Source organism: Companilactobacillus formosensis, assembly GCF_005405305.1.
GTDB classification, from domain to species: Bacteria; Bacillota; Bacilli; order Lactobacillales; family Lactobacillaceae; genus Companilactobacillus; species Companilactobacillus formosensis.
Genome location: NZ_BJDU01000008.1, coordinates 84,424 through 107,068, shown reverse-complemented (window position 1 = coordinate 107,068; position 22,645 = coordinate 84,424). Strand labels below are relative to the sequence as shown.

Annotated in this window: 22 protein-coding genes; 15 read left to right on the top strand and 7 right to left on the bottom strand. The window is 33.0% G+C overall.

Annotated elements, in window-relative coordinates; translation table 11 throughout:
* Positions 1-48: 48 nt before the first annotated feature.
* From larC to FFM65_RS09975, 3 genes are read right to left on the bottom strand one after another with little or no spacing between them, the layout of a single operon-like run.
* Positions 49-825 (bottom strand): nickel pincer cofactor biosynthesis protein LarC, encoded by a 777-nt coding sequence (gene larC / locus FFM65_RS09985; protein ID WP_137610116.1) that lies wholly within the window; start codon positions 823-825, stop codon positions 49-51.
* Complete coding sequence (locus tag FFM65_RS09980) at positions 818-1,291, bottom strand: DUF1893 domain-containing protein (RefSeq protein WP_119318527.1); 474 nt, start codon at positions 1,289-1,291, stop codon at positions 818-820. The genes larC and FFM65_RS09980 overlap by 8 nt, the downstream gene beginning before the upstream one ends.
* Positions 1,281-1,820: an ECF transporter S component gene (locus FFM65_RS09975; RefSeq protein ID WP_162897975.1), complete on the bottom strand. Its 540-nt coding sequence runs from the start codon at positions 1,818-1,820 to the stop codon at positions 1,281-1,283. Before FFM65_RS09975 ends, FFM65_RS09980 begins: the two co-directional genes overlap by 11 nt.
* A gap of 350 nt (positions 1,821-2,170) precedes the next feature.
* Here FFM65_RS09975 and FFM65_RS09970 point away from each other — a divergent pair, with 350 nt between their 5' ends.
* From FFM65_RS09970 to FFM65_RS09900, 15 genes are all read left to right on the top strand, one after another.
* Positions 2,171-3,196 (top strand): LacI family DNA-binding transcriptional regulator, encoded by a 1,026-nt coding sequence (locus tag FFM65_RS09970; protein ID WP_010019046.1) that lies wholly within the window; start codon positions 2,171-2,173, stop codon positions 3,194-3,196.
* Positions 3,197-3,214: 18 nt separating this feature from the next.
* A complete protein-coding gene (locus tag FFM65_RS09965; protein ID WP_119318529.1) occupies positions 3,215-4,330 on the top strand; it encodes a class II fructose-bisphosphate aldolase in 1,116 nt (371 codons plus the stop codon).
* Positions 4,330-5,199: a triose-phosphate isomerase family protein gene (locus FFM65_RS09960; protein WP_119318530.1), complete on the top strand. Its 870-nt coding sequence runs from the start codon at positions 4,330-4,332 to the stop codon at positions 5,197-5,199. Before FFM65_RS09965 ends, FFM65_RS09960 begins: the two co-directional genes overlap by 1 nt.
* A complete protein-coding gene (locus FFM65_RS09955) occupies positions 5,199-6,659 on the top strand; it encodes a lactate racemase domain-containing protein (RefSeq protein WP_119318531.1) in 1,461 nt (486 codons plus the stop codon). The genes FFM65_RS09960 and FFM65_RS09955 overlap by 1 nt, the downstream gene beginning before the upstream one ends.
* Before the next feature lie 100 nt (positions 6,660-6,759).
* Positions 6,760-7,554 (top strand): sulfite exporter TauE/SafE family protein, encoded by a 795-nt coding sequence (locus tag FFM65_RS09950; RefSeq protein WP_119318532.1) that lies wholly within the window; start codon positions 6,760-6,762, stop codon positions 7,552-7,554.
* Between the two features lie 184 nt (positions 7,555-7,738).
* A complete protein-coding gene (locus FFM65_RS09945; RefSeq protein ID WP_245954257.1) occupies positions 7,739-9,211 on the top strand; it encodes a glycoside-pentoside-hexuronide (GPH):cation symporter in 1,473 nt (490 codons plus the stop codon).
* Between the two features lie 12 nt (positions 9,212-9,223).
* Entirely contained in the window at positions 9,224-10,126 is a 903-nt protein-coding gene (locus FFM65_RS09940) for an aldose 1-epimerase family protein (RefSeq protein WP_255311501.1), read from the top strand.
* 90 nt (positions 10,127-10,216) lie between these two features.
* Complete coding sequence (locus tag FFM65_RS09935; RefSeq protein ID WP_119318535.1) at positions 10,217-11,389, top strand: diphosphate--fructose-6-phosphate 1-phosphotransferase; 1,173 nt, start codon at positions 10,217-10,219, stop codon at positions 11,387-11,389.
* A gap of 38 nt (positions 11,390-11,427) precedes the next feature.
* Positions 11,428-12,141 carry a sulfite exporter TauE/SafE family protein gene (locus FFM65_RS09930; RefSeq protein ID WP_255311502.1) on the top strand — a complete coding sequence of 238 codons (714 nt, stop codon included), beginning with the start codon at positions 11,428-11,430 and terminating at the stop codon, positions 12,139-12,141.
* Between the two features lie 19 nt (positions 12,142-12,160).
* Entirely contained in the window at positions 12,161-12,982 is an 822-nt protein-coding gene (locus tag FFM65_RS09925; protein WP_119318537.1) for a sugar phosphate isomerase family, read from the top strand.
* 151 nt (positions 12,983-13,133) lie between these two features.
* Entirely contained in the window at positions 13,134-15,692 is a 2,559-nt protein-coding gene (locus FFM65_RS09920) for a sigma 54-interacting transcriptional regulator (protein ID WP_119318538.1), read from the top strand.
* 110 nt (positions 15,693-15,802) lie between these two features.
* Complete coding sequence (locus tag FFM65_RS09915) at positions 15,803-16,216, top strand: PTS sugar transporter subunit IIA (protein WP_119318539.1); 414 nt, start codon at positions 15,803-15,805, stop codon at positions 16,214-16,216.
* 10 nt (positions 16,217-16,226) lie between these two features.
* On the top strand, positions 16,227-16,721 hold the full coding sequence (locus FFM65_RS09910; protein ID WP_119318540.1) for a PTS sugar transporter subunit IIB: 495 nt from the start codon (positions 16,227-16,229) through the stop codon (positions 16,719-16,721).
* Between the two features lie 23 nt (positions 16,722-16,744).
* Complete coding sequence (locus tag FFM65_RS09905) at positions 16,745-17,581, top strand: PTS mannose/fructose/sorbose/N-acetylgalactosamine transporter subunit IIC (protein ID WP_119318541.1); 837 nt, start codon at positions 16,745-16,747, stop codon at positions 17,579-17,581.
* The gene (locus FFM65_RS09900; RefSeq protein WP_119318542.1) at positions 17,578-18,408 is read left to right on the top strand and encodes a PTS system mannose/fructose/sorbose family transporter subunit IID; all 831 of its coding nucleotides are present in this window, start codon (positions 17,578-17,580) and stop codon (positions 18,406-18,408) included. Before FFM65_RS09905 ends, FFM65_RS09900 begins: the two co-directional genes overlap by 4 nt.
* Positions 18,409-18,449: 41 nt before the next feature.
* Here FFM65_RS09900 and FFM65_RS09895 read toward each other — a convergent pair whose 3' ends face one another.
* The 4 genes from FFM65_RS09895 to FFM65_RS09880 form a co-directional block, all read right to left on the bottom strand.
* Positions 18,450-19,040 carry a hypothetical protein gene (locus FFM65_RS09895; protein WP_119318543.1) on the bottom strand — a complete coding sequence of 197 codons (591 nt, stop codon included), beginning with the start codon at positions 19,038-19,040 and terminating at the stop codon, positions 18,450-18,452.
* A gap of 149 nt (positions 19,041-19,189) precedes the next feature.
* Entirely contained in the window at positions 19,190-20,518 is a 1,329-nt protein-coding gene (locus FFM65_RS09890) for a replication-associated recombination protein A (RefSeq protein WP_119318544.1), read from the bottom strand.
* An 11-nt stretch (positions 20,519-20,529) separates the two neighbouring features.
* A complete protein-coding gene (locus tag FFM65_RS09885; RefSeq protein WP_119318545.1) occupies positions 20,530-21,843 on the bottom strand; it encodes an MFS transporter in 1,314 nt (437 codons plus the stop codon).
* A gap of 7 nt (positions 21,844-21,850) precedes the next feature.
* The gene (locus FFM65_RS09880) at positions 21,851-22,357 is read right to left on the bottom strand and encodes a YagU family protein (RefSeq protein WP_059074806.1); all 507 of its coding nucleotides are present in this window, start codon (positions 22,355-22,357) and stop codon (positions 21,851-21,853) included.
* Positions 22,358-22,645: the final 288 nt, after the last annotated feature.

The window sequence follows — 22,645 nt, the reverse complement described above, 5'->3', positions numbered from 1 at the left end:
ACGCCTCATATTTATTAGATTTTTGTCTAATAAGTATGAGGCGTTTTTTTAGTAAAGAATGCATTTTACGAATGTTGGTCTATTGAATTTCTTCTGTCCAAAGCCTATTCCAATTTTTTTAATATTATTTTTACTGCTATTCCAATTCATATACTCTGATGTGATTTGCTTTAATACAGCAACTCCAGTGGGAGTACACAATTCACCGTAAATATCAGAATGAAAGTTTGGAATATCTTCAAGAATCTTTTTTGTTGCAGGAGCGGGTACAGAGAATACTTTTTGATTGTATTTAACTTGTCCGTAACCAGTATTCACTGAAGATGCCACGATTGTTTCAATATCTAATATTTCTAGTAGTAGACAAATATTTGTAATATCAATCAAAGCATCAATACTACCGATTTTATTGAAATGAATATCGTGTTTTTTAGGAGTGTGGTGGACAAAACTTTCGGTATCCATTAGTAAATCAAAAATATCAATGATACGTTTTTTACTTTCTTTTGATATATCAAAATTTTTAATAATCTGATTGGGTTGTATTTCATCTAATGAATTTTGTGTAACTTTTAATGACGACAGTTTTTTTTCATGTACATCTTCACTGAATTCTTCTTGATTTTTATCAACGATAACATCGATTGTAGAACCGTCCATATCAAATTTACATATACGACGGTAAGTGGTTTTAGCATTAGCCAATAAATTATTAGTAATTTTTAGAAAATTTTGTTGTTGTTCATTATCCAATAAATCTAAAAGGGCGCTTGTTAGCATATCGCCAGCAATACCGGTCGAGCAATCTATATATAATTTATTCACAGATTTTTTTAATTACTACTTTTTTTTTAAGATCTTGTAGTCTGTTAAGCAGCGCCAAAAATGCTTCTGCTGGATCGTCGATATCCATAACGGATTGCTCAATAGGACAAATGCCCGTTCTAGTACGATTTTGAATTTTTTGAACATAATTAACGAATCTAAAGGAACTATTTTTATTCAAAAGGTACTCGATTGCAGAATCACTCATAGTAAGTCCAATTATTTCATTGGCTTTGCCTAGTATGGAAATAACTGCAGCGGCTTTACCGACGATTTTGTCGACAATGGTTGCCCCTTCAAAAAGATCCGGATAAGTCATATATGAATAAAGTATAGGTGAAATTCCCATACCTATTTCAATATGAACAATTTTTCCATCTTTTACTAAAACGCAAGATGCTTTATTTTGTTTGATTAAATCAAGTGCTTCTAAAATGACAGGTTCACTAATTTCTTTATTTAGCATAATTACTCTCTTTACTACTAATAGTTGTTTTCATTAGATGGTTGATAAATTTGGCTACTAAAGGACAAGCGATTAATTGAATCACGATACCTGGGATTCCCATTACTAAAGCACTGGAAACAGTCATATTCATAGCGTGACCAGAAATTTGAATCAAAATCCAAAGCATAGCAGAATAGGCAACCCAACCACCAATAATTCCACCAATAGAAGAGATCAAAGTATTGAAATGTTTAGCAAATAGTCCAGCAAACATTCCCATGAAAATCAATTGAACAGCCATCAAAGGTAACATCGGATAAACAACGGGCATCCCAGTTAATAAACTAGATAATACTGGAACGATGAAACCGATGATTCCTCCGTACAAAGGACCACAAACTAGGCCACCGATGATAATAGGTAGATGCATTGGTAGAAGAATAGTTCCCGGAACTCCAAACATATGTGAAGTAAAGAATGGGATTATTAATCCTAATGCAATCATAAGTGCTGCGATTGAAATTTTTTGTGCTTCTGTTCTTTTCATAAAAATCATCTCCAACAAATAATTTGTTTCTTTATGATTTTTACTATAGCAAATTCGAAATAAAGCAAACTTTTTTGTTAAGCAAACGTTTGCGATAAAAATATTTAATTATTGGCATATGCCATATACAATCATAGATGAAGTAATCGAGAACTTTGATTTTTATTCAAGCGTTGAATATTTTCATTAGTTCAATAAACAGAAATTTACGATATAAATTATAAAAAAAGGTTTAGTAAAACGTTTGCATTCATTTTTCTTAATTTTGCTTTTTTTGCTGATAAACTTTTTGTTTGTAAGGGAGGCAAGCGTTTTTCTTATTATCTTTTAATTAAAAAAGGTGATGAAGTATGAGTAGTAGAGTGACTTTAAAAGATATTGCAGATATGGCAGGTGTTTCTGTTTCAACCGTTTCAAGAGTGTTGAATGGAACATCAGAGAAAGTAGCCAGAGATGAAGTAAAAGACAAGATTTTGGAAATTGCTAGAAATTACAAGTACATTCCTAACAAAACAGCGCAAAGTTTGCAAAAGGGAAATGTTTCTTCAAAAACTAAGCAATACAAAATCGGAGTGATTTTTGCCAGATTGGATAAGGATGATTACAATCCATTCTTTATGAAAATTTCTAGAACTATTACTAAAGAAGCTGTTAAAGCAGGCCATATAGTTGATTTCGTAATTTTATCAGCTGCGCTTCGTAATAGTAGTGCTAAGGAATTTTTTAAGAATCATCCCGTAGACGGAGTAGTAATTTTGGGAAAATTTGATCAGTGGTTATTGGACAAAGTCAAAATGAATATTTCGTCATACATATATGTTGGTTTGAACAAACTACTTTATAGCAATTTAGATCAAGTTGTTTGCGATGGATATTCAGCCGCTGTAACTGCAGTCAATTATCTAGGTGATCAAGGTCATAAAAACATTATGTATCTAGGGGAGGTAAGAGGAGAAGGAAGATACAAAGGATACATGAACACGATGAAATTCCTTGGACTAGAGACCCCTAGAGATGCGATTGTTGAGTGTAGATTTACGATCAAAAGCGCATATTCTGCAATATTGAAACATTATGATCCCAAATATACCGCAATTTTTTGTGGAAATGATATTTCAGGAATCGGCGCTATTCAAGCTTTATCGGAATTAAATTATAAGGTTCCTGATGATGTATCAGTCATTAGTATCGACGATATTGATTTAATTCAAGATTTCACACCTTTACTGACAACTGTTCATATACCAATTACTGAATTAGGAAGTATGAGCTTAAGAATGTTGTTGGAAAGAATTGAAAGAGTAAGAGATATCCCGGTAACGGTTCAATTGCCATATCAATTATTAGAGCGTCAAACCGTTAAATCTATTAAATAAATTGTTAGGAGAAAAAATATGTTAATAAATGGAAATGCCTTTTTAAAAACGGCTGATAAATATCATTACGCACAGGGAGCCTTTAACGTAAATACAGAGGAACAAGTGGATGCAGCTATTCAAATTCACGAAGCATTAAGAGCGCCATTATTCTTACAAGGTGCACAATTGGGAAATGCCTTTATCGGTGGAAAAGCTGATTTTAAAAATGGTAATCTTGATGACATTAAAAAAGGTGCCGATTTATTAGCTGATTATGTTGCAAAAAAAGCTGAAGTAGCAAGTATTCCCATCGCTTTACATTTGGATCATGGACTAACTTTTGATGTTGCTAAAGCTTGTATCGATAGCGGATATACATCAGTTATGATTGATGGATCCGCTCACGAATATGAAGATAATGTTGAACTTACAAAAAAGGTTGTTGACTATGCACATAAATACGGCGTAACTGTAGAAGGTGAATTGGGAACAATTGCTGGTGTTGAAGATCATGTTTTTGCTAAGAATTCTAGTTATACAAGTCCGTTGCAAGCACTAGATTTTATCAATAAAACTGGCGTTGATTCACTAGCAATTTCTTATGGTACTAAGCATGGTGCTAACAAGGGAAGCGATATTAAACTTAGAATGCAAATTGTTACAGCCATCAAAGAAATCTTACTTTCTGAAGGTATTGATGTGAACTTAGTTTCACACGGTTCTTCTACAATTCCACAATATATCGTTGAAGAAATTAATAATCTTGGTGGAAACGTTAACGGTACTGGTGGTATTCCTATCGAACAATTGAAGGAAGCTATTGGCTGTGGAATTAACAAAATCAATATCGATAGTGATATTCGTTTAGCAACAACTAGAAACTTTAGAGAATTAGGCAAGAAGAATCCAAAAATCGTTACCGATCCTTCAACTGCAGGAATTTATAAGTTACTAGCAGAGAATGAAGCTGATATTGATCCTAGAACATTCTTGGCACCGGTAATGGACTTAGTTACAGAAAATAAAGCCGATACTCCAGCGCTAAAAGAAATTAACCGTGCAGTTAATTTGGGTACGCAAGAAATTATGGGTCAATTGATTGTTAATTTCGGAATGCTGGGCATGGCTCCTAAAGTAATGGAGTTTAAATAATGGGAAAATCATATATTCATGTAAATTTAAAAAGATTTGATATTTTAAAGTCTTTAGGTGGTGTAAATGATTTAGACTATTCCAATAGTTCAGATTGGTTTAATGCAATTGCTAATCAATTAACTAATAAGGTTAATCAATTCTCCCCACTAGATTACGAATTCGTTTTTTACATTCCTGAAGGCTACTTGATTTCTACATTAAATCGCTTAGATTCAAAATCACAATTACAAATTGGCTGTCAGTCAGTATTCAGTAAAGATGTGGTTGGTAACAATAACATTGGAGCTTTTACTACTTACAGACCTGCTAGTTCAATGGCTTCTATTGGTATCAAGGATACAATTATTGGTCATAGTGAAGAACGTGCTTATGAATTAGAATTTTTAAACTCAGTTTCTTCAGATGAAGAATTAAACAAAAAAGCCATCCAAGAAGACTTGGAAGAAAAAATTATTAATGCGCAAAAAGTAGGTATGAACGTACTTTATTGTGTTGGTGAGAGTGCTGAAGAAAGGGATTCTGATAATTGGAAAGCGGTATTAAAAAAACAATTATCATTAGATTTCTCCAAAGTAGATATCAACAAGCTAAAAATCGCTTATGAACCTATTTGGGCTATAGGTCCTAATAGACCAGTTCCGTCAGCAGACAAAATTCAAGAAGTTGCTGAATACATTCATTCAATCATAAAGGATATCCCAATTCTTTATGGAGGTGGCCTAAAAGAAACGAATGCTTTAAATATTGCGGAATTACCAGATATTGATGGTGGATTAATTGCTTTAACTAATTTCTCAGACAATATCGGCTTTTATCCAGAAGATTTTATAAAGATTGTAAAAAAATATGATGAAGGTAAAAAATAATGAAAAAATTTGAATTTGAATACGGCGCAGGCACAATGTCTGCCGAATTACCAGATAATACAGATGTTTTTGTTCCAGGAGTGACAGTTCCAGATCCTCCACATATACCAGAAGATAAATTGGAAGAAGCATATTTGGAATCAATCCACCATCCAATTGGCATGGATCCTTTGGATAAATTAGCTAATAAAGATTCTAAGGTTACTATTATCTTCCCAGATATCGTTAAAGGTGGAAACCAACCTACATCTCACCGTAAGGTAGCTATCAAAGTTATCCTTAATGAATTGAAGAAAATTGGTGTTAAACACGAAAATATCCTTCTGATTTGTTCTAACGGACTACATCCAAAGAATACAGAACAAGAAATTCATACTATTTTGGGAGACGACATCTTCTATTCATTCTGGCCAAATCAAATTAAGAATCATGATAGTGAAGATCCTGAACATCTAGTAGATTGTGGAACAGACCCTCAAGGAGATCGTGTCTTCTTAAATAAATATGTTTATGACAGTGATGTTGCCATCATGGTTGGTCATACTCAAGGTAATCCTTATGGTGGATATTCCGGTGGATACAAGCACTGTGCTACAGGATTGAATACTTGGAGATCAATTGCTGCCCATCACGTACCTAGTGTTATGCACAAGAATGACTTTGTGCCTGTAAGTACACACTCAACGATGCGCCACAAGTTTGACGAAATTGGTCAATGGCAAGAAAAGAGTATGGGTAAGAAATTCTTCTGTTGCGATGCTGTTCTAGATACTCAATCACGTCAAATTGAAATTAACAGTGGTTGGGCAAAAGAAATGCAACCAGTAGCATGGAAGACTGCCAATATTAAAACTTATATTCCATTTGCCGAAAAGAAATATGACGTCTTGGTATTTGGTATGCCTCAAAAATTCCATTATGGGGATGGAATGGGAACAGATCCAATTATGCTAATGCAAGCCTTATCTGCTCAAGTTATTAGACATAAGCGTATTATGAGTGACCACTGTGTCATTATCTGTGCTTCTCTATGTAATGGTTTCTTTAATGAAAATCGTTGGCCATACATGCATGAATTGTATAATGATTGGTCAAACGATAAGTTGAATATGAATAAATTGTCTGATATGAATCGTTTGGGTGAGTACTACGCAACAAATAAGGAATATATCAGAAGATATAGATATACAAACTCATTCCACCCATTCCATGGATTCTCAATGATGTCTTGTGCTGGTTTGGCTGAAAAAGACACTTCTGCAATTTATATTGTCGGTGCAGAAAAACCTGGCTATGCACGTGAAATGGGCTTGAAGACTAGAGCTACTTTCGAAGAAGCACTTAAAGATGCTGAAGAGAAATATGTTGGCAAGAATCCTAACATTTTAGCTTTACCTAAGACATTCTCTACAATGGCTGTACATTTGATGATGAAGGATGAAGATCCAGAAATTCAATAAATTTTTTAAAAAGTTTTAAAAGATGATGTCGTTAATTCGTAATTGAATTAACGACATTTTCATTAGTAGGGATTTATTTATCAGAAAGAAGTGAGCAAATATGTTAGTGACGAGTATTATTTATTTTTTCGTAGTTTTATGTGCCAATATCATTGGTTCTATGTCTGGAATGGGTGGAGGAGTCATTATAAAACCAATAATGGATTCTTTAGGCCGAAGTGGCTTACTAGCAATTAATTTCTATTCCAGTTTTGCGGTCTTCATAATGTCGATTGTGTCCACATATAAACAGTATAAAAATGGAATAAATATCCAATGGGGACAAGCCCTGAGACTGGCTGTAGGCTCCATGATCGGTGGGTATTTAGGCGATACTTTATTAGTGCTTTTGGTTAAAATTTTTGGCAATGAGAGCATCGTTAATATCATTCAAATTGTGTTGTTGATAATTACTCTAATTGTAGCGTTGATTTATACTCGACCATTGCATTTATCATTTATAGAAAAACATATGAATTTGTTTTTATTTCTCAGCGGTATTCTCCTAGGAACTGTAGCAACTTTATTAGGGATTGGTGGGGGACCGATTAACGTTGCGTTGTTAGTTTCACTGTTTTCTTTCGCCCCTAAAATGGCCACGACCTATTCAATTATTACCATCTTCTTCTCCCAAATAACTAAATTGGCAAGTAGCATAGATATGATTCCAGTAATGAATATCTCAATGATGAATATGATTTTTATCTTTTTCGCTGCCATTCTAGGTGGTTATTTTGGTGCGGTCATCAGTAATAAAATCAGTTCAAAATTAGTTCTATACATTTATAAGATTACGATTATTGGTGTTTTAGTGCTTAATGTTTTTAATATAACTAAGTTGATTATTCAAATGTAAATTTTAAGAAAGCGTTTGCATGATTTTTTAAAAATAATCTTTTTTTTCAATATATAATGTTTCTGGATTGAAAGGAGGGCAAGGTATAGCTGGGTTTTACTAAATAACAAGGGTTTAAAGGTTATATATCAAATTAAAGAAAACGTTTTCATTAATATTTTGTTTTCAAAAACATTTTGAAGATATGATTAAGTCATTAATTGATAGGAAGGTGAAAGGAATGGTAATGAATCCCTCTTTAGAGGATAAAGATGAAACTGTAGAGACGACATCATTTCCTAAAGTTTTAACATTTAGAGAGAAGCTAGGATATGCAGCTGGTGATTTAGGAAATGGTTTTCTTTTTGAAATGGGTCAATTATATTTATTGAAATATATGACTGATGTGTTGGGTTTACCAGCCGTTAGTGCAGGTGGAGTATTTTTAGTAGCAAAGATTTGGGATGCATTTGCAGATATAGGTGTAGGTACAATAATAGATCATAGAAAGAAAATTGGTCCAAGAGGAAGGTTCCGTCCTTTTATGTTATGGGCAGCGTTACCTTTAGGGTTACTCTTAATTGCTAACTTTACGGTACCTGACTTTACGTTAAAGATGCAAGAAGTATGGTGTTATATCACATATATTTTGTTTGGAACTGTATATAGCGTTTCTAATATTGCATATGGTTCTATGCAACCAACAATGACAAAAAATAATATTGAGAGATCTCAATTAGCAAGCTGGAGAACCGTTGGATCTAATATTGGTACTTTAGTTTCTACAGTTGCATTTATGCCAATAGTTTTGCTAATGCCTAGTCCACATATGGGATATTCTACGGCTGCAATAATTTTTGCAATTGGAGGAATTGCTTGTCAATTGTTTTGCTATTCAAGTATTAAAGAAAGATATGAAGATGAAAAACAGCGACAAAAAGATTTTGCAGAACAATCTAAAGAAGGTACTTCTGAATTTAAAGAGATTATCAAGTCATACGGTTCTGTTTTTAAAAATGGTCCATTATTAATTCTTTGTCTAGCAAATCTCTTCTCATTTTCAGCGTTCAATGTTAAACAGGCGGTACAATTTTATTTTGCACAATATGCATTGCATAATATTACTATTATTTCTTATATGGCATTCTTTACAATGGGTTCAGCCACATTGGCAGCTGTATGTATCCCATGGCTTACAAAGACAATAGGTAAAAAAAGTACATTTATTATTGGTTGTGTAATTTGGGCGATTTCTGATGGTATAGGTTATTTCGTAACTGGAGATGCCGTAGTTTATACGATAATTACAACAATTTCTTATTTTGGTTATGGACTTACTTCTGGTTTGAACTGGGCTTTAATATCTGATGTTGTGGAATTTGGTGAATGGAAAACACACGTTAGATCAGAGGGTATAGTCTATTCCTCATATACTTATTTTAGAAAGTTATCTCAAGCCGCAGCTGGATTAGTTCCTGGTATTGTGTTAAGTGCCGTTGGCTATGTTCCTAATCATGTACAAACTGCACAAGCGATTGCAGGTATTAGAGGATTGGTATTCATTTATCCCGTAGTAATGGCAGTTCTAACAACTATTTTGATGTTATTTTATCCATTAACTGAAGATAAATATACGGAAATTATGAATGATTTAGAGAGAAGACATATTGAAGACTAATCACATTTATAAGTGAGTATTGAAGGGATGCGTTGTAAAGACATGCAGTATGAATTAAAAAATGATTTTCTAACGGTTAAAGTCTCCTCAATGGGAGCAGAGTTACAAAGTATAAGAGACTCGGGTAATTTAGAATATATTTGGCAATCTGATGAAGACATCTGGCCAAGACAAGCACCCATTCTATTTCCAATTGTTGGACGCTTGAAAAACGATCATTATTATGTTGATAACAAAGAATATAAAATGACTTTGCATGGATTTGCGAGAGATGAAGAATTCACTTTGGTTTCAAATGAAGAATCTAAATTGGTATTAAAATTAACCGACAATGAATTTAGCCATAAAATTTATCCATATAAATTTGAATTAGATGTGATTTATAAATTAAAAGAAAAGGAACTAAGCGTTTCTTATGTTGTAAAAAATATAGATAATAAAGAAACTCTTTATTTTTCAATCGGTGCACATCCTGGATTTGCTGTGCCATTTCAAAAAGAACTTAAATATAGTGATTTTGAAATAATATTTAATCCACAAAAAAATCGGAAGATGATTCCAATGAAAGATCATTATGCTGACATTAATAATAAGTATGATGTTTCAAATCAAAACTTTCAATTAAGTAGAGAAAAATTTAAGGATGATGCATTAGTTTATGAATTGGACGGCCCTACAAATATAGCTATAGAGAGCAATAGCATAAAGAAAAAAATAATTTTCAACACTGGAAATGCAAAGTATGTCGGTCTATGGTCTACATACCCTAAAAATGGAGAATTCGTTTGTATTGAGCCGTGGTGGGGTATTGATGACACTTTAGATAGTGATAATCAGTATGAGCATAAAGAAGGCATAAATAAATTAGTTCCAGAAGAAAGCTTTAAAGCATATTTTTCAATGAAAATAGGCTAGAAAACGTTTGCATTTATTTTTTGCAAATATTAATAGTGTTCTATTAATCTAAAAATGTAATTAAAGAATAAGTTAGGAAGAAGTGAAAAATTGAAAAATAATTTACTTGTAATTCATGGCGGTGGTCCCACAGTTGTTTTAAACAGTTCTTTGTATGGTGTGGTTATAGAATCACAAAAACACAAAGACATCATTGATAAAATCTATGGAGCAAAAAATGGAGTCGAAGGTTTATTAAAAGATAAATTTATAGACTTAGGTAATAAGACAAGTGAAGAAATCAGTTCTTTATTAACATCACCTGGTACTGCAATAGGTTCTTCAAGATATCCATTGAGCGATACTGATTATGAAAAAATGATAGATCATCTTATAAAAAATAATATTAAATATGTTCTTATGTCCGGTGGAAATGGAACAATGGGAACTTGTGGGAATTTATCAAAATTATGTAAAAAAAGAAATGTAGATATTAAAGTTATTGGTATTCCTAAAACAATGGACAATGATATTAATATTATTGACCATGCGCCAGGTTATTTGAGTGCTGCAAAGTACATTATTCAAACTACGCGTGAGATAGTGGCTGATGTTCATTCGTTACCAATTCATGTATGTATTATTGAAGTTATGGGAAGAAATGCTGGTTGGTTAGCGGCCTCCAGTTGTTGTTCTTCTAACGGAGACGATTTACAACCTGATTTAATTTATGTCCCTGAATGTGCTTTTGACGAGGAAAAATTCTTGAGGGATGTTAAAGCTATTTATGATAAAAAGGGATATGCAACTGTAGTTGTTAGTGAGGGATTAAAGAAGGCAAATGGCGACCCAATAGTTCCGGAGATATTTCGTCAAGGTAGATCGGTTTATTACGGTGAAGTTGGGAATTACTTAGCAAACGAAGTTATCAAAAAATTAAAAATTAAGGCACGTAATGAGAAACCTGGTTTGGCTGGAAGAAGTTCTATATATTTGCAATCAGCCATTGATAGAAATGAAGCTGTTGAAGTAGGTAAAAGAGCTGTCATGGCAGCAATTAATAATCAAACTGATAAAATGGTTGGGATTTTCCGTGATATGAATGATGGAAAATATAGTGCAAGATACGATTTAGTAAATCTTGATGACGTTATGATGACAGAACGCAAATTACCTTTGAAATTTATTAATGAAGATAAGAATGGGATTACTTCAGATTTTGCTGAGTGGCTTAATCCAATGCTGTTAAAAACAGATTATTTTCCAATTGTAAATTTTAATTAAGCGTTTTGAGTAATAATTTGATATCTATAGAATTTTTGATGTATGTGTTATTTATTGTCTTTTTTTCCCATGTTGTACAGACAATAACAGGTTTTGCTGGATCAATGTTAGCATTACCGTTCTTAACTTTGATTATCAGTTTATCAGATGCAAAAGTTTTAATTACTTTAATTGGGTTACTTTGGAGTATTTGGATTTTATATACAGACCATAAGTTCATTGATTGGCATTTTTTATGGACAGTAGTATTTTTAATGACCATAGGAATTACTATAGGAATGGTTGTAGCGGATAGAGTTCCCACGAATTTATTGCTAATTTTTATGGGAATAGTAATTATTCTGAATGCGATTTGGAACTTAACTAAAAAAAACGTAAATAAAAAAAGTAGTATCCCCAAGAATTTGTTTTTTGGAATTGGGGCTGGAATTATGCAAGGTATGGTTTTAATGGGGGGACCTTTGGTAGTAGTGTTGGCTAATTCACATTTTAAAGATCGACGTTATTATCGTGCAACGTTAGCAGTTATTTGGCTAATAATTGATATTGTTTTACTATTATTTTTCCAATTAGATCACATGATTAGCCAAAAGTCGTTGTATTTAACAGGACTATGCATTATTCCATTAGTAATATCGATCATCGTTGGAAACTATGTAAATAAATTTTTGGATAACTTAAAGTTCAATCGACTAGTAAATGGTTTATTGATAGTTTCTGGTGCAACAATTTTAGTACAAGTATTTGGTTAATAAATAGGAGGATATATTGATGAAAGAGTATTATGGTTATTCTGCAGATGAATTTGTAAAGAAAGCACATTTTCCAGTAATTGTGAGAGAAGATAATCAAACGATTTTTAAAGAATTGGCTCAAATCATGTTTGATACGATCAAAGAAAACAATGAAAAGGATGATATTTCAGTCATTGTAAATCCTGTTGGACCTGTTGGACAATATCCATATTTTGTTGAAATGGTTAATAAAAATAAGCTTAGCTTGAAAAAGTGCTGGTTTATTAATATGGATGAATATTTGGATGACAATAATGAATGGATTCCAAACGATTCTTATTTAAGTTTCCATGGAGTAATGGAAAAGAAACTTTATAGTCAAATTGAACCCGAACTAAATGTTCCTGAAAATCAACGTGTATTTCCAAACCCACATAAACTAGATGAAATTGGAAATCTATTGAAGAAGTTAGGCAAATTGGATCTAGTAGTAGGTGGTATTGGTATTACTGGTCACGTAGCCTTTAATGAACCTGAACCAGATATGTCGAATGAAGAATTCCTAAACTTGCCAACACGTACTTTGAATATTACTAAAGAAACACGTGCTACAAATTCATGTAATGACTTACATGGTGCTATGGAAGAAATGCCATATCGTGCTATCACAATTGGTATGAAAGAAATGTTCACTGCAAAGCGAATTGTACTAGGATGTTTCCGTGACTGGCACAGAGGCGTTGTTCGTCATGCTGCATGTGCTGAGCCAAGTGCTTCATTCCCAGTATCGTTATTACAATTACATAAGAATATGTCATTGTATATTTCTAAGAGTGTTGCTGACTATACATTGGATTAATTTTTGAAAAAAATAAATAACAATTGATACAAAATAAAAAATTGTATATAATCTACCGGTAAATAGATTATATGAATAGCATTTTTTTTGGGGGAGATTATTAGTCGCGATAATCTCTCTCTTTTTTAGTATATGAGGAGGAGGTAAAGGGATGCGTACGCAAGACGAAATATTACTTTTTTTACGAAAAAATAAAAAACAGTTGCCAATAACAACACAAAAGGTAGCTGACCAGTTTGATTTAAGCCGATCGGTAACTAGTCATTATTTAAATTTGCTTCAACAGGATAAAGAAATAAAAAAAATAGATGGCAGACCGGTTTTATGGGCTCTGTCAGAATCACTAAGAAATTCAAAAAAACCATATTCATTCGATGATTTCATTGGCTCGAAGGGAAGCCTAAAGAGAACCATTGAACAATGCGAGTCAGCGATAAATTATCCACCCAATGGATTGAGTATGATTATTACTGGGAATAGTGGCGTTGGTAAAAGCTTTTTAGCTAAAGAAATTTATAAGTATTCAATTTCGCATGAAATAATTAAGTCCAATGCACCCTTTTTAACCTTAAATTGTGCTGATTATGCTAATAATCCTGAGCTTCTATCTAGTATTTTATTTGGATACGTTAAAGGAGCTTTTACCGGAGCTGAAATGGACAAATCTGGATTGCTTGAACAAGCTAATGGAGGCTATTTGTTCTTAGACGAGGTTCATAGACTGTCTAATGCTAATCAGGAAAAACTTTTCAATTTCATTGATAGTGGTGAATTTAGAAGAGTAGGTGAAAATAAAAATACTAGAAAGTCCAAAGTTAGGTTGTTGTTTGCTACAACAGAGCCAGTCAACGATGTTTTATTAACCACTTTTAAGAGACGAATTTCGATAACTATAAATTTGCCTGATTTTAAAAATAGACCAGAGATTGAAAGATTAAACATTACTTACGAAATATTTTATCAAGAAGCAAAAAGAATGGGAAAGACGATTAAAATCAGTCAAAATGTTTTGAATAAAATAGTTAAGGAACAGTCAACAGGAAATATTGGTAAGATAAAGAATTTGATTAAAGTGAAGTGTGCTAATGCCTATAAGACACAGATGAATACAGATGTTGTTTATATAGATGAATCTACGTTCATAGATAGTGATTTTGACGAAGATTATGTTACGTTAAATCCTGATTTAAAATATAATTTTTCTGATTTGAAAATTGATGATGAGTTGCAACAGATGGTCAATGGAATATTAAAAAAGCTGTCTGACGTATCTGATAGAAAAGAGTTCGAGCTCATATCCACAAAAGTGAATGATCAATTATTGAATATGACAATTCCGTTCAAACCAGAGCTGTACATGTACAATTATTTAAAATTTAAAGAACGCTTTGATGAAGTGATATTAAATCAGTATGGAATTCCGTGTGCTAATGGTGTCGTTAAAATAATTTATTTATTCTGTCAAATGGATTTAAATTATGATAATGATAAAGTGGATAATATTTTGGAAAGAATATCTAAGATATATCCGAGATCGTTACATGTTACCAGAAGTTTTTTAAAAACATTCAATAATAAATACGTAACTGAATTAGTGGAGTTAATGATGACGATTCTATTAACTAGTTATGTGGATGATCGATTAAAGGTACATGGTTTATTGTTGGCACATGGGAATAATACGGCAACCAGTATACAATCTGTGGTTAATCAATTGTGTGGAGAATATGTTTTAGATGCTATTGATATGCCAATAGATACCAATATTGATGAAATAGTAGAAAAAACTAAAAAATTGTTGGATTTGTATGATACCTCTGACGGCACAGTAATGATTGTTGACATGGGTTCATTGAATCAAATTTATTCAGAAGTAAAAAATAATATTTCAGGGAAATTGCTAGTAATTGATAATTTAACAACCGCCATTGCTTTGGATGTTGCTCTAAAAATCCAAAATGGAGTCCGATTCAAAACAATAGCAACTGCTGCAGAGACGGAATACAAGATTCATTCTAAATATTATTCAGGATTCTCAAATCGAAAGAATATTATTATTTCATGTATTTCGGGAATGGGTATTTCGGAAAAATTGAAGGAAACCATGGCACCATATTTTTCTAAAGATATTCAAATAAATACGATTGATTATCATGAATTGAAACATAAGATTAAGTCTCATGATGAAAAATATTTCCAAACTACTTTTCTGATTTTAACAACAACGACTTTGCCAAATACGTTTAAGATTCCTAATATCAATATTTATGACTTGTTGGATGAAGAAGGAGAGCAGCAATTAACTAATATTTTAAAGAGACATTTGAATACCAAGTCTATTGAATTATTAAATGAAGATTTTGTTAGATTTTTCTCTCTCGAAGGGATCAGTGAAAGATTAAGCTTCTTGAATCCTAGAGTTATTCTTAAAGAAGTGGAAGAAGTTATTACTAGATATGAAAATTATTATTGCTTTAAGCTCAGTAGCAAAGTAAAGCTTAATTTCTACATGCATATTGCTTTAATGTTTGAAAGATTAATGTTGGATAGAAATGATGATGTTCCTAAGGTAGTACCTACGCCGGATGAAAAAAAGTTTATCGATATATCTAGAGACATATTCAGACCATTAGAACGTAAATATAATGTTGATGTAAATGACTATGAATTGTCACTAATATATGAAGTGTTTAGAACGATAAGAAGCTAGTGTTCAGATTTGGACACTAGCTTCTTTTTTGTTGCAATAATAAAGGATACACAGCTTGGCACAAAAGTTGCTTATATAAATATGAAAAGAATTAGGAGATGAAAAGAAATATGAATAAAATTTTAATAGCAACGCATGGTCACTTAGCTAGTGGCCTTCAAAGTTCATTGGATATTTTAACAGGATTGGGTTCTAAAATAACTGTTATTGATGCTTACGTTGATGACCATAATTATATTTTTGATATTCAAAAATTTATTAATGATTTGAATGGTGAAAAGGGAGTTATATTTACAGATTTAATAGGTGGTAGCGTTAATCAAAAAGTTATTTTAGAACTGAATAATAAAAAGAATATTTACTTGATTTCCGGAGTGAATTTACCAGTTGTACTTTCAGTATTACTAGAAACTAGACCAATTAATGAAGATGTATTGAACGATATTATTCAATCTAGCCAAGTGGAAATGGTTAGTTTAAAAGACAATTCTATAAAAGAAACAGAAGAAGATTTTTTAGCTTAGGAGGATTATTATGATTATTTCAATTAGAGTAGACGAGAGATTAATACATGGACAAGTAGCTTTGGTATGGACTAAAGAATTTAATACCACTCATATTGTAGTTGCTAATGATGAAGCAGCTACTAATAATTTGCAACAAATGACGTTAAAAATGGCTACGCCTACTGGAGTTAAGTTATTGATCAAGTCGGTAGAAGATTCAAAGAGAATTTTTAACGATCCACGTGCTAAAGACATGAGACTATTTGTATTAACTTCAAATGTAAAAGATGCTTTGGAGATTGTTAAGAATTGTGAAGTAGGATCAATTAATGTTGCAAATATAGGTAGAATTACTAATCCTAAAGAAGGAGAAGAAAGAGTTAGATTGAATTCATCGTTGTTTGCTGATGAGGAAGAGTTACAAGCAATAAAGGAATTAATTAAAAAAGATATTCCAGCTTATCATCAAATTCTTCCAAGCAATCACAAAACTAGTTTGGAGTCATTGATAAAAGACATTTAATTTAAAAAATGAGGTGAGAAAAAATGAGTACATTAACAATCGCTATGTTGGGTGCTTTGTCATATTTCTTATGTTTTGGTGGTAATTGGATCCTTGGGGTAAGTATGATTGAACGTCCATTAATTGTTGGTACCGTGACGGGATTACTATTAGGTGATGTCACACAGGGTGTTATCATTGGTGCTTCATTGGAAGCAATTTTCATGGGTGCTGTAAATATTGGTGGTGCTGTTTCAGCTGAACCGGCTGCAGCCACAGTTTTTGCGGTAGTGTTTAGTCTTACAACAGGAGGAGTTAGTCCTAAAGCCGCATTGGCAATTGCCGTTCCAATTGGAGTTTTAGCTGGGATTATGACAATGTTTGTTAACAATGTAGTGTTAAGTTTTCTAGTTCCTTTCATGGATAAATATGCAGCTAAAGATAATGGTAAAGGAATTGTTCGAATTCATTTTGGTGCGTGGTTCTTCAGATTTTTCTTATTTGCATTAGTTGTATTCTTTGGAATATTAGTTGGAAGAAGTTCGGTACAAACATTTGTAAATAGTATCCCACCAGTTATTATGACTGGACTTACAACAATGAGTGGATTTTTACCAGCAGTAGGGTTTGCAATTCTTTTGAAAATGTTATGGAGTAAAGAATTAGCAGTTTATTATTTCTTAGGATTCATCTTAGTAGCATACTTGAAGCTTCCACTTGTTGCAGTTGCTGCCATTGGAGCTATTTTAGTTGTTATTTCTTCTACTAATGATTGGAAGTTCTTACAACTACAAAAGAATAAATCAACGTCAGATGTTGAATCAACAAATACCGAAACCGTTAATAATTCAAACGATGAAGAGGAGGACTTTTTCGAATGAAAACAACTAGTAATTTAACTAAAGAAGATAAGCGTATAGTTAATAGCATTTTTTGGAGATCCATTAGCTGTTTTGCCGGTCGTGCCGGTGGTCAAACACGTCAACAAGCTCCTGGATTTGTTTGGACGATGTTACCAGCATTGAATTCTTTTTATAAGGATGATAAAAAGGGACATACAGAAGCATTGCAAAGAGCTACGACTTTTTATAATATAACGCCATATGTTGGTACTTTTGCTATGGGATTAGTAGCTTCAATGGAAAAGAAAAAGAGTAAAGATCCTGATATGGACGGAAATTCAATCGTTGCCTTAAAAACGGCGTTGATGGGACCTTTATCTGGGATTGGAGATTCTATTTTCTGGGGAGTTTTACGTGTTATTGCTGCCGGATTGGGACTAAGTTTGGCTGCAAATGGTTCAATTTTAGGACCAATAGTATTTCTTTTGGTATTTAACATTCCAGCACTGTACTGTCGATATAAGATGACGGTTTTAGGATATTCATTAGGTTCAACGTTCCTAGAAAAGATGGATAATAGTGGTGTAATGAAGTTGCTTACTAAGGGTGCAAGTACCTTAGGATTGTTGATGATTGGTGGTATGACATCATCAATGGTCACATTTAAATCAACTCTTTCAATTCCAATTAAAAATGGAAAAGCGATTGAACTGCAACAATATCTTGATTCTATTTTTATCGGCTTAGTTCCTCTATGTTTAACATTATTATGCTTATATGCATTAAATAAACGAGTAAATCCAAACTTGGTACTTTTCGGAGTAATGGTTTTAGCAATTGTATTAGCTTTGATAGGTATCGTATAAATAAGAAAAGAGCTTTAATCGACTTGATTAAGGCTCTTTTCTTATTTTGGTTCGAATTGAAGATAAATAATATTATTTGAATTTACATTTACTATTTCAGTAATTAGACCTTTTGATTGAAAATCAGAACTTAAGATTCTATCATCCATTTTAATCAAATTGAGTAGATTTTCAGGAATATCTTTATATTCTTTTTTGTTAAGGATATTGAAGTGCTTTTCTCCATCGGAGATGTAATTGCTTATGTATTCTTCAGTCTTGTATACTTTGAAATCCTTTAAGATTCTTCGTTCTAGAATAAACATTATGCCATACAATAACGTTTGAACTATCCAAATTAGTAAGAATAAAAGGGATGAAAAAAGAATTAGGTAAAAGCTAAAGTAGGGACTGATTCTTAAGCTAAACAAACCAATACTGATTAAAACTAAAAGGCTCCAAGCATAAACAACGAGAGCGAAGATTAGAGTTTTGGCTGACAAAGCTTTAATTTTATTGAACGCATAACTTAAAGGCTTAAGTGAGGCGAGAGATTTTTTATTATTTTCAGAATTGTTTGATAAAGTCTGTTGTAATATAGGGTATTTATAGAGTGATTCTAAAAGTAATTTTAATAACTGTTTTGTATCCATATTGAATCTCCTAAGGAACATTTATGAAAATAGAAAAATGTAAACGTACTTTATTACAGACTTTATGCTAACTTATTCATAGAATAATAACAAGAAATTAAATTAGTATAAAAATAAACCGAAAAGACTCCAATAAGAGTTTTTTTGGTTTATTTGTTGTGTTCTTCATGCCATTTTTTTATGTAATCAATTCGCTGTTTGAAGAGTTTTTCTCGTCCCTGTTCAGTTGGAGAGTAATATTGATGTCCTAAAACTTCATCAGGAACTGTTTGCATGGTTGTCAATTTATCTTGATAGTCGTGAGCTAGTTTATAGTTCTTACCATAGCCAAGATTTTTCATTAATTTAGTAGGAGCGTTTCTGATTTGTAGAGGAACGGGTAAATTACCATACTTTTTAACATCTTTTTGAGCTTTTAAGAGTGCCTTGTAAGTAGCGTTTGACTTTGGAGCGACTGATAAGTAGATTACACACTCAATCAAGTGGACGTTACACTCAGGCATTCCTAAAAACTGACAAGCTTGAAAAGTATTAATAGCGACGTTTAAAGCGTTCGTATCAGCTAAACCAATATCCTCTGATGCAAATCGAACTAAACGTCTAGCAATGTACAGTGGATCTTCGCCACCTTCGAGCATCCGAGTAGTCCAATAAATCGCTGAATCGGTGTCACTATTGCGCATTGATTTGTGCAAAGCTGAAATGATGTTGTAGTGTTCTTCACCATTTTTGTCGTAGCGCAGTGACTTAGTATTGAGCAATTGTCGGATATCATCAATATCAACTGTGATTTTGTCATCCTTTGTTTGAGAATTGATAACAGCCATTTCCAAAGTATTCAAAGCCACCCGGGCATCACCGTTAGCGTAAGCGGCAATTAATTGTAAGGTATCGTCTTGAATATCGATTTCTTTTTGGAAAGCTTTGGGATTATTCAAAGTATTTTTTAATAATTCAATCAAATCATCTTGAGTTAATGATTTTAAAACGAAAACTTTACAGCGAGAAAGTAGCGCAGAATTGATTTCAAACGAAGGATTTTCCGTTGTAGCACCAATTAGAGTGATACTGCCTTTTTCGACGAAAGGTAAAAAAGCGTCTTGTTGAGCTTTGTTGAAACGGTGAATTTCATCAATGAAGACGATAGTTTTTTGCCCCATTTCTCGATTTAGCTCAGCTTCTTTCATGACTTTTTTGATGTCATTGATCCCGCTGGTGACGGCACTGAAAGTAATGAAGTTGGCTTTAGTTTTTTTGGCGATGATTTCAGCTAGAGTAGTTTTTCCAACCCCAGGAGGCCCCCAGAAAATTAATGAAGGGATTTTATCTTGATCGATAATTTCTCGTAAGATTTTTTTGTCGCCAATCAAATGTTTTTGACCAACAAACTCCTCTAACGTCGTCGGTCTGACCCGATTTGCTAGGGGAGTATTATCGTCATCGTTATTTGAATTGGCAAAAAGAGATTCTTGTTGCATATTTGCCTTCTTTACTTAATTGCTTGAATAATTTTCTTTTCATTGTATCCCAATAAAATTAAAAACATGATGACATATAAAATTAAGGGGATTAAAGCGTAATTTAAATTGATGGCAGAAATTGTGGCAGCAGTCTGAGCTTTATTTGAAACGTAACCAGAAAGCTGCAACGATTCAGCAGTAATCAAACCACCGAGGCCCAAACCTAAGTTAACGCCAAAATCGTCAGTCGAGGCTAAGACACCTTCGGCTTGAATACCCATTGCGGTTCCATAACGAATCGTATCTGCAATCATAATTGAAACTAGTCCAATAATGAAACCACCACCGATACAGTTGATGAAGATACCAATAAATAAAATTGGCAAATTGGTCGTATAAGCGGCAAAAGTGATAATCAATTGACCGACAAAGGCAGTGATGATTCCTAATAGCATTGTATTCTTTTTACCTAATTTGGCCGAAACAAAGTAAATTGCGACAACGCCAATTAAAGCTGTGAAAGTAAAACTGTTAGCGATGGAAACCAAATTTTCATCATGGATGACGTATTTGAAGTAATAAATTGTCGTTTGATTCTTAATTGAAGTCGTCAACCAATATAAGAAGATAACGATGGAAATAACGATCCAAGGTTTATTTTGCTTGAGCATTTTCCAAACTTCGGAGATTGGTTGATGACTGATTTCTTTGTTAGTGTAACGTTCTCTAACATGGAAGAAGGTATTTAAAATCAAAATTAATGAGATGATACCAAAGAGAATAATTGTCCCTAAGAAACCTTTTTCTTGGTCTCCTTGGCCAAATAAGTTAACTAGAGGAATCGTAAAGACAGCCACGATAATTTGAACGGAACTACCACAAAATTGTCTGATAACGCCTAAGAGAGTTGTTTCTTGTTCATTGTTAGTCATTGTTGGCAAGATTGAAGTAATTGGTAAATTAACAGCTGTGTAGAAGAATCCTAAGCCTAAATAAGTAACGTATGCCCAAATAAGTTTCCCAGAGTGTGGAAGGAAATTAGGCGTAACAAAAGTCAAAACAGCGAATACTACATAAGGAAATGAGTACCACAAAAAGAAGGGACGACTTTTGCCCCATTTAGAGTGGGTATTGTCGATCATCACACCAATAATTAAACTTTCAAAGACGTCAGCGGTTCTAGCTACAACAAATAGAATGGCTACTTCATTGGCAGTCAATCCAAAAACGTCAGTGTAAAAGAATAATAGATAGGTGGTCATCATTTGAAAGACAAGATTATCCGCCGCATCACTTAAACCATAACTGATTCGTTCAGTTAATGAGGTTTTCCATTTATTCAAGAGCGTCCTACTTAGTTAAACGACGATAGAGTTCACGGCCGACAATATCGTTGGTCCACATCCAAGCAATGTGACCGAGAGCCTCTGATAGGTGTTCTTCAGTTGGTTGATCTTTAGGACTAGGAACAGTCTTCATCATAGGCATGATACCAATATGGAAGGCTACCCAGATGGCCAAACCGAAAATTGCACCAGATCCTTTTCTAATAAATGGTTTATATTCTGACAAAACTTCATAAATAATGGCAAATGAAGTGGAGAAACCAAAGTGCATTAAGAAACTAGCCCAAGGCATTTTTTGTTCAGAGTAAGTGTAAGTTCCACGAGTGATTTTCTTTGGAATACCGAATTGTTCCATCAAAGTTTGAGGAGGGTTGACGGCATCACGTTCGGGAGTACGAGGTGGTAAGACGTTTTCCCATCCTAGTTTGACAAATCCAGAAACGATACCAGCAGCTGTCCCCGCAACAATGGCTGCTTTCAAATCGACTTTTTGATCTTTCGTTAATTTCATAAAAATCCCTCACTTTATTATTATTTTAATTTAAGTATAAAACAGCTCAAATGCTAATTCAGTTAATTAGTCTTGAGATAACGTCATAATTTCTTCATAAATTGTTATAAATTAATTCGTAGTTTAGCAATCATTACTTCATAAATCCCCGCTATTATATAAGCATAGTCAAATAACAAAGCAACAAAGCAATTTGTTCTTAGTTATAAGATTATTAAAAATATAAATTATGAATTCCCCCCCTAATAAAGAATTTACTTGAAAGAAGTGACCGGATGAAATTGGAAA

What these genes read in the sequence shown, in the direction of transcription:
- FFM65_RS09970 (WP_010019046.1), top strand. Translation starts at nt 2,171, where the DNA reads ATGAGTAGTAGAGTGACTTTAAAAGATATTGCAGATATGGCAGGTGTT.
- FFM65_RS09900 (WP_119318542.1), top strand. Translation starts at nt 17,578, where the DNA reads ATGAAAACAACTAGTAATTTAACTAAAGAAGATAAGCGTATAGTTAAT.
- FFM65_RS09890 (WP_119318544.1), bottom strand. Translation starts at nt 20,518, where the DNA reads ATGCAACAAGAATCTCTTTTTGCCAATTCAAATAACGATGACGATAAT.
- FFM65_RS09980 (WP_119318527.1), bottom strand. Translation starts at nt 1,291, where the DNA reads ATGCTAAATAAAGAAATTAGTGAACCTGTCATTTTAGAAGCACTTGAT.
- FFM65_RS09960 (WP_119318530.1), top strand. Translation starts at nt 4,330, where the DNA reads ATGGGAAAATCATATATTCATGTAAATTTAAAAAGATTTGATATTTTA.
- FFM65_RS09925 (WP_119318537.1), top strand. Translation starts at nt 12,161, where the DNA reads ATGAAAGAGTATTATGGTTATTCTGCAGATGAATTTGTAAAGAAAGCA.
- FFM65_RS09945 (WP_245954257.1), top strand. Translation starts at nt 7,739, where the DNA reads ATGATTAAGTCATTAATTGATAGGAAGGTGAAAGGAATGGTAATGAAT.
- FFM65_RS09910 (WP_119318540.1), top strand. Translation starts at nt 16,227, where the DNA reads ATGATTATTTCAATTAGAGTAGACGAGAGATTAATACATGGACAAGTA.
- FFM65_RS09920 (WP_119318538.1), top strand. Translation starts at nt 13,134, where the DNA reads ATGCGTACGCAAGACGAAATATTACTTTTTTTACGAAAAAATAAAAAA.
- FFM65_RS09930 (WP_255311502.1), top strand. Translation starts at nt 11,428, where the DNA reads ATGTATGTGTTATTTATTGTCTTTTTTTCCCATGTTGTACAGACAATA.
- FFM65_RS09895 (WP_119318543.1), bottom strand. Translation starts at nt 19,040, where the DNA reads ATGGATACAAAACAGTTATTAAAATTACTTTTAGAATCACTCTATAAA.
- FFM65_RS09915 (WP_119318539.1), top strand. Translation starts at nt 15,803, where the DNA reads ATGAATAAAATTTTAATAGCAACGCATGGTCACTTAGCTAGTGGCCTT.
- FFM65_RS09955 (WP_119318531.1), top strand. Translation starts at nt 5,199, where the DNA reads ATGAAAAAATTTGAATTTGAATACGGCGCAGGCACAATGTCTGCCGAA.
- FFM65_RS09905 (WP_119318541.1), top strand. Translation starts at nt 16,745, where the DNA reads ATGAGTACATTAACAATCGCTATGTTGGGTGCTTTGTCATATTTCTTA.
- FFM65_RS09965 (WP_119318529.1), top strand. Translation starts at nt 3,215, where the DNA reads ATGTTAATAAATGGAAATGCCTTTTTAAAAACGGCTGATAAATATCAT.
- FFM65_RS09950 (WP_119318532.1), top strand. Translation starts at nt 6,760, where the DNA reads ATGTTAGTGACGAGTATTATTTATTTTTTCGTAGTTTTATGTGCCAAT.
- FFM65_RS09975 (WP_162897975.1), bottom strand. Translation starts at nt 1,820, where the DNA reads ATGAAAAGAACAGAAGCACAAAAAATTTCAATCGCAGCACTTATGATT.
- FFM65_RS09880 (WP_059074806.1), bottom strand. Translation starts at nt 22,357, where the DNA reads ATGAAATTAACGAAAGATCAAAAAGTCGATTTGAAAGCAGCCATTGTT.